We start from the raw sequence: 12316 nt of genomic DNA, 5'->3' as shown, positions 1-12316 counted from the left end.
AACTAATTCCTGCTGTTCTTTTGCATTAAACAATCTTCTGCAACCAAGTAAATGGTCGGCGAGACTGGATTCGAACCAGCGACCCCTTGGACCCAAACCAAGTGCGCTACCAAGCTGCGCTACTCGCCGAACTTATTACTTTTATGCTTCCGAAGCGTTTTCATGCGCCGGGTGACAACGGGGGCGAATATTACCGCCCCGCTGTCATATCGTCAAACCTTTTTTAAACGCAACAGCTCGTTCGCTCATTTTTACAACAATACTACCGTACTTCTCTGCTTTGTTGTTCGCAATACTAGGCATATATAGGCTTTTTTGCGACAATAGAGCACCATTGATGTTAACCCATTTCAACGTGGATACCTCGCTTCATGACACAGGCAAACGCAGCACAACTAATTGACGGTAAAGCACTTGCAGCTACTATTCGCACTTCGGTAAAAGCGGGTGTTCAGCAACGATTAGCGCAAGGCTTACGCGCGCCCTGCTTAGCCGTTGTATTGGTAGGGGAAGACGCAGCATCGAAAGTTTACGTGGGCAGCAAACGGAAAGCCTGTGAAGAAGTCGGCTTTGAATCTCGCGCCTATGACTTACCGGTTACTGTGTCGCAAGAAACCTTAGAGAAGTTAGTTGATCAATTAAATGCAGACCCAGCAGTTGATGGCATCTTAGTACAACTTCCCCTACCTGCTGGCATCGACACGACGCGCATTCTTGAACGTATTTCGCCAAGCAAAGACGTAGACGGTTTTCACCCCTACAACATTGGTCGCCTCGCGCAACGTATACCCCTACTGCGCCCTTGCACGCCATGGGGTGTTATGAAGCTATTAGCCTCTACTGGAACAGACATTCATGGTTTGCATGCGGTAGTGGTCGGCGCCTCTAATATTGTTGGTCGGCCCATGAGCTTAGAACTCTTACTCGGCGGCGCTACCACAACCGTGTGCCATCGTTTTACCCAAAACCTTGAACATCATGTAAGGCAAGCCGACATTGTTATTGCGGCGGTGGGTAAAGCTGCCTTTATTCCGGGCGACTGGATTAAACCCGGAGCAATTGTCATTGACGTGGGAATCAATCGAAAAGCAGACGGCTCCCTGTGCGGCGACATCGAGTTTGACGTTGCTCAGTATCGTGCCAGCTTTATAACCCCTGTACCCGGTGGGGTTGGCCCCATGACCGTGGCCTGCTTAATGGAAAACACCTTATTTGCTTGTAATCAGTTTCACAGTTGAGGCTGCCACTCACGCGTAGCTTTTAAGGGTACTTTGCTCACACTTCGCAGTGGAAAATGCGGAGTACCCATTTGCCCGTAGCCAGCACAATAAGCCTGATGAGCTTGATCGGCAAACCAGTCAACAACGTTAACCACTTCACTGACCCAGGGTACACGAAGCGGAAAACACCACTTCACTTCCACATTAACCACAGCTAACTTGAGCCACGCTTCTGCTTGTTGATCGGTTCTTTCTTGCAATTGTATATGCACATAATCCATATCGTGAAGGTATTGCCCCGCATCGGTTTCGGTTAAATCGGCGTTCTGCACGAGCGCTAGTTCAGGCTCCAAAACGCTGATAAGCGGGACCACGTACCCGCGCCCCGGCAGCGGTTTCATCCGCGACAGGAAAACAGCCTGCTGTTCTAAACTACTTCCGGGTTTTACACTCTCTTGTAAGGCGACATACCGAGTAGCGGAGTTCAATAAATGTTGAGCGAGCAAGAGCCAAACAAGCTGCACAAGCGCGGCACAAAACAACAAAAAAATGGGTAAAGCAATGAGCCCTTCTACTAAGCTTTGACCCTTTGCTCTACGTAACATTAGCGACACCCACCGCTATTTTTGCAGTCAAGCCATTGCACCTCTAACACCTGTAATCGCTGGTGCAACTCATTAAACGAAATCCCCCCAGCAATCACATCGGTGGCATAGAGCTGCCCTACCTTTAATTCTTTGGTGGTCATGGTGCGAAAATTTGCCATCTCCACAACCAGCGCTTCACTTTGAATTGACTCTGCCGTTATGGTGTCTATAACCGCTTCTGTGCCACTAAAGAGTTCACTCTCAAGAACCTCTAAACTCAATGTATCCACTTGCGCCGTGCGCGCTAACACATGATCCGCCGATAACTCGGCAATATTAGCCGATTCGGTCACCGTCAAAGTTTCACTCAGCAAGTGATCAAGCCTTAAGGTTTCACTTTGCAGGTGACTGAAACTCCCGCTGGTCGCACTAATATCGCGCACATTAAGAAGACTGTTGCCATGCATATCAAGATCAGTATGCATTTGGTTTAACTCAGGCTGGTTGGTTACCGCAAAGCGATGGAGAAATTGCTCTGAATCAACCTCTAATTCAGACCTATGCAGTTTCGGTACGCGTACCCATAAGGCATTATCTTGCACGCGTGTGTTCATGAGCCGTTGTTCAACTTGAAGCGCTTGCCATTCGGTATTGAACAACAACTTCAGCTCGATATCCTCTTCTACCTGGAGTTGAATAGAATTCACAGTCGCTATAGCTGGGACATTCTGCCCCCAAACTTCTATCAAACTCTGCGGCACTCGCTCATGTTCACGCTGAAAACGAATTAAATCAGATTGCAGGCTCTCAATGCCATAAACTACTTGATGAAGGTTCTGTTTTTTCCCCAAAAGGCTTTGAATTTGGGTAATCGACAACAGTAACCCGGCACTGAGTGCCAGCACAGCCACCAATTCGAGCAAGGTAAAACCTTTAGTGTGATGCATCACAACCCTCCATAGCGGTTTGCTGAAAAAAGGTTAGCTCCTGCTGATATTGAATGCTTTGTCGGAATCGACTTTTACATAGCACCGGCTGAGCTAACGCATTTTCAACTTCCTCTCGATAGTGCTCGTGGCTTCGCTCGCTGAACGCAAGGTAGCTCGTACCTATCACCAGCATGAACCCAATCGCTGCCGAGCACTCGAGTAAGTTCATCGCTTATCCTTGGAATTGAACTTCGAAGGTACTGCTCGTGAAGCTCACACTGGTGGCGATTTCTTCATAATCACGGAGTAGCCGCTGGCCTTCCTCCGGAACGCGAATATTGGTAAAGCGAATGACATACCGAGTTGGGTCGCTATTGTCCGCTGTTACCGTAATATCCCCACCCCATGGATTAATTTCGCGCCCGTCGCCCCATTCAACGGGAACTGCGGCAACGTCAGACAAGTTCTCCACCGAAATGCCCGTAAACACGCCGTTGCGCGGGCGCCATTGCTGAACCCCTGACTGAATAGTGGCAATTTGCGCTTTGGTATCGGCAACACGAGCATTGCTCGCAGCCCAATCGCGTAGCGCCAACACACCTATTGTTGCCAGCGCAATAATACTAAGCACCGCCAACACTTCAATAAAGGTAAATCCATTTTGTTGTTTCTTCATTTCACACTCCTTTGCTGTTAAAGCAGGTTGTTTTAGTTACGAACTACTTAAATGTAACGCGACAGTAACCCGTTACTGCCACTGCGATACAATTTTGAAAATCATTTGTCCTATCCCGAGTACAACCACCGACAAAATCAAAAAAGCGAAACTATAGGTACCCACAACAAGCCGCTGCAACCGTGACTTGATAATGCGACTCGTGCGTTTTTCGATACCTTGGGCGATCATTTCTAGTTGCTCTGCGCGACTCACGCCCCGCCCCACACTCATACGTAGGCGCAGCACCGAGGTTTGATCTAGCAATCCCGAGTTCATGATGTCACAAAGGTCAGTCTCTCCTTGCGCCATTTTGGAGCGCATAAACATAAAGTGAAACTGTGCAAGTCCAGAGCTATTTCGCTGCAAACGTTCAGCGACATGCCCCAAACTAAAGCCTCTCGACAGTAATAAACGCAAACGATTCAATACACTAACGGCGTACCAACCGCGATAAATTTGATAGATCCCAGAATTTCGCAGACCTACAGCAAAAATGCCGAAGATTCCATTACGCTGCTGGTTGGGGAGCACTTTGTTTACTGCAACAGCAAAAACCAAGAGCCCAGCAACCAGTACAATCAGAACATAGGGAAACAAGGCGGTTAAATCGAGCAGCAATGAGCTCCACCAAGGCCATTGCGCACTGGTGTTCGAGCCGCTATTGAGCAGGCTTGAAAGGCGCGGCATAACAAAGTGCCCAACCCCAAACAAGCTGAGTAGTGCAACGATACAAAGCACGAGTGGATAACTCATTTTGCTCACCAGCGTTTGCCTCAACGCTTGCTGTTGTATGAGCATTTGTTGGTAACGTTCTATAGACGACAAAATAGTGGGTATCGGGGCTCCACTCGCTAGCATTAAATAAAGCTCTTCACTCACCCAGGGTTGTAACGCGTCAGCAAGGGTTTTCCCTTCACTCAGCCTTGACTGAACATTTTCTAAGGCGCGGCTTAAATCCTTGTCGCGTAGCTCAAGCGCCATGCTATGCATCAGTTGTATGGTTTGCCGTGGCGTACACCCTTGATCAAGCCAATTCAAGAAATCTACCACTAGCGTGACTTGTGTTCGTGCAGGCAGTGCCTTGCGCCGCTCGTTGAATACTTTTATAGATTCAAACATGAGCAGGCTCCTGTTGCAGCTCAGCTCCAGCATGTTGCGCATAACCAGGAATTAATTCCGCCGCATAGCTTGGATCTAGCACCCCTCTTTGCACCCACATGAACGCCTCACACGCCATACTATCCCAGCCCTGTTGCGCTAGCGAAGCGCACCACTGGCTAAGTTTTTGCTCACGAATAAAGGTTGTCGCCTCTTCATTCGGTACTATTAATTCCGAGATAGCAATACGCCCATTTGAGCCCGTGAAATTACACTGCTCGCAGCCACTTTTAGATTGTCGATAAACAGTCCCCCAGCGGTTATCTTGCACACGCTCTTTGCATGAGGAACAAAGCTTTGGCAAGAGCCGTTGCGCCAATAGGCCAGCAAAGAGATGAGGCTGGCTCAATTGCAACGAAGAAACACCGAGATCATAAAGACGGGATAAAATTCCGACGGCATCTGTTGCATGCACCGTAGACACTACTAAATGCCCCGTAGTCGCCGCCGTTACAGCTGCTTTTGCGGTTGCAAGATCGCGTATTTCACTCACTTCGATCACGTCGGGATCTTCACGGAGTACGGACCGAATCATGTGCGCAAACGCTTCCGGATTGTTATCCGTAGACACATATTTTTGTTCTATTCGTGGCTGAATAATCTCAATGGGGTCTTCTAACGAAACAACTTTTCGGGTGGCTGGAACTTCCCGATTAAGCGCCGCTAAAGTCGTTGTTTTGCCGTGTCCTGTTGGCCCAGATATTAGTAAAAGCCCCGTTGCTTGCCCCATAATATGTTGCAATCGTTTCGCCCTTTCACTGGCAAAACCGAGTTCACTAAGCGTAAGTGCACGTGCAGTTGAGTCTGCCTGTAATCGCAGTGTTACGGAAAAGCCATCACGACAGGGCGACTTCTGCGAGCGTATTCGAATAGGTAAGCCCGAGTCCGGAAGTGTTAGCGTAATACTTGCACCCGTTACCTGAGACTCATCGAACACGTCATGAAAATCGTCCGACTGGGTGTTTAGTGCAGCAGCAATAGCTTCGGTTACCGACGTTCGGCTGCGGGCAGTTTGGTGCCGTAACTGGCCATGAATGCGATAAGCAATGCGCGCTTCAGAGCCTGTCATACGAAAGTGAATGTCGCTGGCACCTTGGCTATAGGCATCGCTCACAATATCGAGCAACGACTGTTTGGCTAAGGTTTCCGCGTCGAGCGCTAAAGCAGCTCGCCGTGCAAGTTCGCGCCGGCTCGCATCGCCGTCTGCAAGACATTGACGAACAAAAGCACTATCCGCAAGGGCCCACTGGAGCGACGGATAGACTAACTTTCCTTCATTCGCTAAGTTGCACAACATTTGTGGGTAACGTTGCCACGCAGCTTCTGTTGCCAGCAAAGTTCCATTATCGAGAATAACGACGCCTTCGGCGGCACTATTCCACTTTTCTTGAACGCGCATACAGAGTGGTAATAACCGCATACACACCTGTGCAGCACCGAGGCTTTTAAGAACAGGAAGCAACGCCATTAGTAGATACCCAAGGAAAGCGTATGCCGACTATTATGGCTAGCCAAAACCACCCGCGTCGGCTCGACAACAACCTCTACGTCACCGAGAATAATGTCTCCTGATCGCGCAGCAACAATATGATCGCCATACCCTAGCCGGGCTATCCAACGCCCTTCTCGAAAGAACAGTGCTAACAACCGGAAGCGATGCAAGTCCACTTGCACCGTCATTTCACCGGGTGCGTTATTCTCTTCTTCCGAATTTAAGTCTGTCGTTGCAACCACCACCGACATTTGCCGCATTGCATGCAAGGCCTGCGCAGCGAGCAACTGATGCTGCAACTGACGAGCGCGACTCTCAGCTTGCTGTTCTAACAATCGCTGGTTGCGCAGCGACAAAGCAAGCTGTTGATGCTGTTTTCCCTCTGCGGGAAAAACTGCGTGCTCGGCTAAAATGTCTACCTGTTCACTGGGTGTTGCCAAATAACTGTCACCCAACAACAAAAGCGCAAGTGTTAATGTAGATGTCATTCAGGTTCCCTCCCAAACGCGGTTAACCGCAATAAGCCCGTTATTTGCTCCCCTTGCCGGCGATAATCCAAGCCCTCAAGCGCTACCGGTAACTCACTTAAAATACCCGCCAATGTTAATAAATCGGAGCTGTATACATTCTGAAATTCAATCATTAGGGGTTGCGACTGCCAACCTTGTTCACTTTGTCGTGCCCCTACCTGCACACGAAAATTCGGCAACCATAGTCGTAATCGTTCATCAAGCCAGTCGCTCAACTCGGTTACACTATGCCAACTGAGTTGGTCTGGGTTATTAACACTGTCCGGCAGTTGAATAGAGCGACTTAACACAGCTCGGTTGTTCTGGAAACTGAGCAGAAATCCATGCGCATTGGCAAAATTCCGTAATTCGCCGTTCAGTCCACCGTCTTGTTGCAAGCGATATTGCACCCTATTTGGCGAAAATTCGACCTGATCAACTTCCCAGCCGTAAACCCGTTGCAGCAAACTCTGAACTTGATAGTCCAATTTAAATAACGGCGTGGGCTGTGCTCTGCTGGAAGCGATCTGCTGGTAAATTTGCGACACTTCTGGGGTAATTGCTGCAGCATTTTTTGCCGCGCTATAGCTGCTATAGCCGTACCACAGCACACCGAGTAAGCCTAAAAGAACCAATACAAGCAGCGGTCCCCGCGCATTCAAGCGACGCACGGGCATCAGCGTAGCCACTCGCTTTTTATTGGTAGAATTCGGCCAAGCAGAAATTCCGGTAGACCAAAGTTTACGAACGTCTTGCGCTAATCCTCCGCTTACGTTTTCTGTCAAATAAAGTGCGGGTTTAAAATTAGGATTCGCTGCCAACTGATGCAGTAGAAACTGGCACTCGTGCTCTTCCCCCCAGAAGTAAAGGCGCAGCTTATTGTCCTGCCATGCACACAAGTTATAGCGTGTTCCCACTAAGGTTAATGCAATACCCTGGCGCTCAGGTGAGTTTTCAAAGCAATGCGCCGCTCGCAATGAAACTTGCTCCGCAGAGTAAAGCAACCAGCGTTGCTTCGCGCGCCTCAATACCGCTGCAAATCCGTTTGGGAAACGCTTTGCAGCGGTTTGTATGCTGCGCTGCAACGATCGCCCTTGAACGGCGTCTACAAACACAAGGCTCATAGCATGTTCCCTGAGTTGAGAATGCGCGGCGTAAGTAACACTATGGTTTCTACATGTTGTCGTTGCACACTGCGCTGGCCACCGAATAACCACGGCAATATACCTTGCTGCGATTTCCACTGGTTTCGAGTATTTTGCAGCCCCGTAATGAGTAAGGTTTCTTGGTTCTGTACAATCGCCTTCATAAAGAATTTTTTGCGTGAGGTTTGCGGCGTTTGAATTGTGGTTTCGCCAGAACTAACTTCATCAATTCCCTTTAAGTCACTCAAGCTAGTGGAAAGCTGCAATAGCACCTGCTGGTTGGAAATTTTTGGAAGTAAATACAGTTCAAAGCCAGTACGAACCACACCTGGAATAAGAAGATCATTACTGCCTACATTCGCTGTTGAACTGCTTCCAGCAGACGCTAAGTAGGTTACATTTTCCTCAAGAACCACCTTCGAAATTTGGTTATTCAAGCTCACCATTCGAGGATGATTACTCACTTCAACCACGCCTTGTTCCTGCAATGCAGCAATGAGCAGTTCTGAACCGGCAAACTTCCCTGAACCACGTTGATAGAGCGCTCCTTGAGCACGCTGAAGAAACTGATTGGCGCCAGCCGGATTAAAAAGATTCAATACACCGGAGCCATTGGTGGCCTCATGCACAAGGTTCCAGTCGATACCGGTTTGTTTATTGTCCAAGAATGTGACATCGATAACCTGAATATCGACCGACACTTGCCGAGTGAGGCGCTCATTTTGCTGCAAAATATACTCGCGTACTAATTGCACATGCTGCGGGTAATCGCGAACTAAAATGGAAGTAGAGCTCTGATTAATGGCTAAGGAACCCTCCGTCGACAACAGCAAAGTAAGCGCATTTTCAAGGTCTTGCCAAACGGACAGTTGCTCACTGACAAAATTCAAATATTGACTCGAATCGTCGTTTACACCTGCACCACTAACAACCATTTGGTTATTCGTGTTCGGTGTCGAGGTTGTACTACCTGCTTCTTGTCCTAAAAAGAAATTTGTTTCGCCAGCCAAAAACGCCACGTCGAACTCCGCCACTTCAAACTGTCGCCATACCACAAGCTGATCCGTAGCTTCAAACGAGAGTCCGGTCATCATGGCAAGTTGCGTTAATGCATCGCCCAACGTTCCTTGTAGGCGCAAGGTAACACGCTGCTCCCGATCAATATCATCCAATACACGAACGCTAATCCCTTCGGGAGCGAGCAAATCTTGTAATGCGCGACCTAGTGGGTAGTCTTCGAACGCAAAATGCACCGGCAATTGCATCCAAGCCGGCCCACTTTGGCTAGGTAAGTTAAGTGGCGGAACGAAATAGCCTTGCTCACGTACAATGTGTGGACTCGTGTTTGGCGTTGACTCGAGCGCGCGATGTGCAGCAAGTCGCGCTTGAGCCTCAGCCTCCGCCTGTTCATAGACAAGTGGGGTTTGGCAACCAACAAGCAACATCATGAGGCATGCAAATAGCAGTTTTAAACCTTTCATAATTGTTTCGCCTCCGGCAGATAGTCGATAACGGCCATTGCATTCGGGTGCAACACAACACGAAGTTGATATGGAGCGAGTAAGCTCTCTAATAGAGCATCCCAATGGGGAGCATTAAGCTCAAAGTCGGTGGGCCAGATATGGTGTTGATCAGCATACCAAACCACGCGCTGTACACCCCACTGTTGGGCCAGTAAAGATTCAAGCTGAGGTTTAAGAAGTGCGGCATTCATGGAGAAGCGCACAGGTTCTTCGCTGTCGACTGCAACCGCGACACTGGGCTGCATAAAAGGTTGGCATTGCTGGTCAATAGACCCATAGCTAGCTACGCTCAGCGTAGCTGCTAGAGTACCGATGACGCTCCGTGTCATCACATGCATAACATCACTCCATGATTATTTTTTCTTGCGGGTTACTTTCCCTTTTCTCTTCGCAGGTGACGCTTTCGGTTTACCTTCTACGTCTACCCACTTGCCGTTCTGATAATATGACTGCCAACCGGTAGGTTTGCCATCCAATTCAGACATAACGTACTGAATTTTTTCCTTGCGGCTATACCGGACTATCGCTTCATTACCATTGGGATCAGCACTAGGTGCTTGAGCTAAATACTTAAATTTCTCTGGTAACCGTTCTTCAAAGCGCTTTAATTCAGCAACTTTAACCGCACGTGTTTCGCGCGAGCGTGGAAAGGTACTGGCCGACATAAATATGCCTGACGCACCGTCACGTAACACAAAATAGGCGTCTGAGTTTTCACACGGAAGTTCAGGCAAGTGCACCGGGTCTTCCTTCGGTGGCGCCGCTTCACCATTGCGTAATAATTTACGCGTGTTTTTACACTCTTCATTGGTGCAGCCGAAGTACTTACCAAAACGGCCCGCTTTTAACTGCATGTCTGAGCCACATTTATCACATTCAATTAGCGGGCCTTCGTAACCCTTAATACGATAGGTTCCCTGCTCAATTAGATTACCGTCACAAATTGGATTACGCCCACAAACATGCAACTTTCGGTTTTCATCAAGCAGGTAACTGTCCATTGCAGTGCTGCACTTTGGACAACGCTTACGAGCCATTAACGCTACCGCTTCAGCTTCGCTATCTTCGTCACCTTCGGCAATTTTTACCGCTTCGTCGCCCGGCAGTAAATTCATTGTTTTGGTGCAGCGATCTTTCGGGTCAAGGTTGTAACCACTACAGCCCAGAAATACGCCGGTAGACGCCGTGCGAATACCCATTTTTCGGCCGCAGCTCGGACAGTCTATATCGGTCATTACCGGCGCATTGGCGCGCATCCCGCCCTCTTCTTCAGCGGCTTCAGCACGTTCTAGTGTATTTTTGAAGTCGGCATAGAATTGATCTAACGCCACTTTCCAGTCTTCTTTTCCTTCAGCGATATCGTCGAGTCGCTGCTCCATTTCGGCGGTAAAGTTGTAACTCATCAAGGTAGCAAAGTTTTCAGCGAGACGATCGGTCACAATTTCGCCCATTTTCTCTGCATAAAAACGCCGCTGGTCAACACGCACATAACCACGATCTTGAATGGTCGAAATAATAGACGCGTAGGTTGAGGGGCGACCAATACCGCGTTTTTCAAGTTCTTTCACCAGCGACGCTTCACTGTAACGCGCCGGGGGCTTGGTAAAATGCTGCTGCGGGTCTAAAGCTAACAGATTCAGCGTTTCGCCTTGTTGAATATCCGGCAGCGCGGCATCATCGCCCTTACGGTTGACTTGCGGTTGAACTTTAGTCCACCCATCAAAACGCATCACCCGACCACGTGCTTTTAATTCGTAGTCACCCGCAGTAACGGTTAAACTGGTTGAATCGTATCGAGCCGGAACCATTTGGCAAGCAACAAACTGGCGCCAAATTAGCTCATAGAGCCGTTCAGCGTCACGATCGACACCATTGAGCTGATGCGAACGAATGCTCACGTTAGAAGGCCGAATTGCTTCGTGGGCTTCCTGTGCATTGGCCTTCGCACCATAAAAATTCGGTTTTTCTGGCAAATACTCTTTACCAAACTCTTTTTCAATAAATCCACGCGCGCTTTGTAATGCGTCTTGGCTCAAATGAGTCGAGTCCGTTCGCATGTACGTAATATAACCGGCCTCATAAAGCCGCTGCGCCATGGTCATGGTTTTCTTCACGCCGAAACCAAGCCGCGTGCTCGCTGCCTGCTGTAAAGTAGACGTAATAAAAGGCGCACCTGGCCGACTTTGCGTTGGCTTGTCTTCACGCGACGTAACGCTGTAGTTCGCGTTTTCTAATGCCTTAACCGCCGTGTCGGCTTGGGTTTTATTCGACGCTTTAAACCCCTTACCCTGAAACTTTGCTACTTGAAAGCGTGCTTCGCCTTGCTGGGCTTTTAAATCGGCATATAAATCCCAGTATTCTTCTGGATTAAACGCCTTAATTTCGCGCTCACGCTCCACTACTAAGCGCACTGCCACCGACTGCACTCGACCGGCAGAAAGCCCTCGCGCTATTTTTTTCCACAGCAGCGGCGACAACATAAAGCCAACCACACGATCAAGAAAACGACGGGTTTGCTGCGCATTCACTCGCGCTACATTAAGTTCTGAAGGCGCAGAAAACGCGCTTTGAATCGCTTTTTGGGTTATTTCGTTGAACACCACCCGCTGATAATTCGCATCGTCGCCGCCAATCAGCTCCTTCAAGTGCCATGCAATCGCCTCTCCTTCGCGGTCCAAATCCGTCGCAAGATAAATACGGTCTGCTTTTTTTGCCAGCGATTGGAGTTCTTTCACTACTTTTTCTTTGCCTGGTAACACTTCATAGTGCGGTTCCCAGCCGTGCTCAGGGTCAATGCCCATACGCATGACTAAGTTTTTATATTCGCGCTGTTGTTTGTAGGCTTCTTTTTCTTCTGGCGACATTTTTCGCACTTCAGCCGCCGGCTTGGCCGGTGCTTTTTTCAATGCTTTGGTGGGTAAGTCGCGCACATGCCCAACACTCGACTTCACAATAAAGTCGTTACCCAAGTATTTATTTATGGTTTTTGCTTTCGCGGGTGATTCTACAATTACGAGCGATTTAGCCATGAAATC

At 48.8% G+C, this 12316-nt stretch carries 12 protein-coding genes and 1 tRNA gene; 1 reads left to right on the top strand and 12 read right to left on the bottom strand.

Features of this window, described 5'->3' with window-relative positions; translation table 11 throughout:
* Positions 1-52 precede the first annotated feature (52 nt).
* Positions 53-129, bottom strand: a tRNA-Pro gene (locus DQW12_RS07920).
* A gap of 242 nt (positions 130-371) precedes the next feature.
* Between DQW12_RS07920 and folD the strand changes: the two genes are divergently transcribed.
* A complete protein-coding gene (gene folD, locus DQW12_RS07915; protein ID WP_113907331.1) occupies positions 372-1238 on the top strand; it encodes a bifunctional methylenetetrahydrofolate dehydrogenase/methenyltetrahydrofolate cyclohydrolase FolD in 867 nt (288 codons plus the stop codon).
* Here the strand turns inward: folD and DQW12_RS07910 are convergent.
* The 11 genes from DQW12_RS07910 to topA form a co-directional block, all read right to left on the bottom strand.
* A complete protein-coding gene (locus DQW12_RS07910; protein ID WP_113907330.1) occupies positions 1229-1825 on the bottom strand; it encodes a TadE/TadG family type IV pilus assembly protein in 597 nt (198 codons plus the stop codon). The genes folD and DQW12_RS07910 overlap by 10 nt on opposite strands.
* On the bottom strand, positions 1825-2754 hold the full coding sequence (gene pilV / locus DQW12_RS07905) for a shufflon system plasmid conjugative transfer pilus tip adhesin PilV (protein ID WP_113907499.1): 930 nt from the start codon (positions 2752-2754) through the stop codon (positions 1825-1827). Before pilV ends, DQW12_RS07910 begins: the two co-directional genes overlap by 1 nt.
* Complete coding sequence (locus tag DQW12_RS07900) at positions 2741-2965, bottom strand: hypothetical protein (RefSeq protein WP_113907329.1); 225 nt, start codon at positions 2963-2965, stop codon at positions 2741-2743. Before DQW12_RS07900 ends, pilV begins: the two co-directional genes overlap by 14 nt.
* Before the next feature lie 3 nt (positions 2966-2968).
* Entirely contained in the window at positions 2969-3412 is a 444-nt protein-coding gene (locus tag DQW12_RS07895; RefSeq protein WP_113907328.1) for a type II secretion system protein, read from the bottom strand.
* A gap of 72 nt (positions 3413-3484) precedes the next feature.
* On the bottom strand, positions 3485-4573 hold the full coding sequence (locus DQW12_RS07890; protein WP_157957878.1) for a type II secretion system F family protein: 1089 nt from the start codon (positions 4571-4573) through the stop codon (positions 3485-3487).
* Positions 4566-6032 carry a GspE/PulE family protein gene (locus DQW12_RS07885; protein ID WP_198683929.1) on the bottom strand — a complete coding sequence of 489 codons (1467 nt, stop codon included), beginning with the start codon at positions 6030-6032 and terminating at the stop codon, positions 4566-4568. The genes DQW12_RS07890 and DQW12_RS07885 overlap by 8 nt, the downstream gene beginning before the upstream one ends.
* A 47-nt stretch (positions 6033-6079) precedes the next feature.
* Complete coding sequence (locus DQW12_RS07880) at positions 6080-6592, bottom strand: hypothetical protein (RefSeq protein ID WP_113907325.1); 513 nt, start codon at positions 6590-6592, stop codon at positions 6080-6082.
* Positions 6589-7737, bottom strand: coding sequence for a hypothetical protein (locus DQW12_RS07875; protein WP_113907324.1), 1149 nt, complete (start codon positions 7735-7737; stop codon positions 6589-6591). The genes DQW12_RS07880 and DQW12_RS07875 overlap by 4 nt, the downstream gene beginning before the upstream one ends.
* Entirely contained in the window at positions 7734-9239 is a 1506-nt protein-coding gene (locus DQW12_RS07870; RefSeq protein ID WP_113907323.1) for a secretin GspD/PilQ domain-containing protein, read from the bottom strand. The genes DQW12_RS07875 and DQW12_RS07870 overlap by 4 nt, the downstream gene beginning before the upstream one ends.
* Positions 9236-9619, bottom strand: a complete 384-nt coding sequence (locus tag DQW12_RS07865) for a hypothetical protein (RefSeq protein WP_113907322.1) — start codon at positions 9617-9619, stop codon at positions 9236-9238. Before DQW12_RS07865 ends, DQW12_RS07870 begins: the two co-directional genes overlap by 4 nt.
* A 15-nt stretch (positions 9620-9634) precedes the next feature.
* Positions 9635-12310 carry a type I DNA topoisomerase gene (gene topA / locus DQW12_RS07860; RefSeq protein WP_113907321.1) on the bottom strand — a complete coding sequence of 892 codons (2676 nt, stop codon included), beginning with the start codon at positions 12308-12310 and terminating at the stop codon, positions 9635-9637.
* Between the last annotated feature and the right edge of the window lie 6 nt (positions 12311-12316).

The sequence above is a fragment of the Aliidiomarina celeris genome, from assembly GCF_003316875.1.
In the GTDB taxonomy this organism is placed as follows: domain Bacteria; phylum Pseudomonadota; class Gammaproteobacteria; order Enterobacterales; family Alteromonadaceae; genus Aliidiomarina; species Aliidiomarina celeris.
This window is presented reverse-complemented; position numbering and strand designations above follow the sequence as displayed.

Coding starts and splice junctions, on each gene's coding strand:
- DQW12_RS07910 (WP_113907330.1), bottom strand. CDS start 1,825: ATGTTACGTAGAGCAAAGGGTCAAAGCTTAGTAGAAGGGCTCATTGCT.
- DQW12_RS07875 (WP_113907324.1), bottom strand. CDS start 7,737: ATGAGCCTTGTGTTTGTAGACGCCGTTCAAGGGCGATCGTTGCAGCGC.
- DQW12_RS07890 (WP_157957878.1), bottom strand. CDS start 4,573: ATGTTTGAATCTATAAAAGTATTCAACGAGCGGCGCAAGGCACTGCCT.
- DQW12_RS07865 (WP_113907322.1), bottom strand. CDS start 9,619: ATGCATGTGATGACACGGAGCGTCATCGGTACTCTAGCAGCTACGCTG.
- topA (WP_113907321.1), bottom strand. CDS start 12,310: ATGGCTAAATCGCTCGTAATTGTAGAATCACCCGCGAAAGCAAAAACC.
- pilV (WP_113907499.1), bottom strand. CDS start 2,754: ATGCATCACACTAAAGGTTTTACCTTGCTCGAATTGGTGGCTGTGCTG.
- DQW12_RS07885 (WP_198683929.1), bottom strand. CDS start 6,032: ATGCGGTTATTACCACTCTGTATGCGCGTTCAAGAAAAGTGGAATAGT.
- DQW12_RS07900 (WP_113907329.1), bottom strand. CDS start 2,965: ATGAACTTACTCGAGTGCTCGGCAGCGATTGGGTTCATGCTGGTGATA.
- DQW12_RS07870 (WP_113907323.1), bottom strand. CDS start 9,239: ATGAAAGGTTTAAAACTGCTATTTGCATGCCTCATGATGTTGCTTGTT.
- DQW12_RS07880 (WP_113907325.1), bottom strand. CDS start 6,592: ATGACATCTACATTAACACTTGCGCTTTTGTTGTTGGGTGACAGTTAT.
- folD (WP_113907331.1), top strand. CDS start 372: ATGACACAGGCAAACGCAGCACAACTAATTGACGGTAAAGCACTTGCA.
- DQW12_RS07895 (WP_113907328.1), bottom strand. CDS start 3,412: ATGAAGAAACAACAAAATGGATTTACCTTTATTGAAGTGTTGGCGGTG.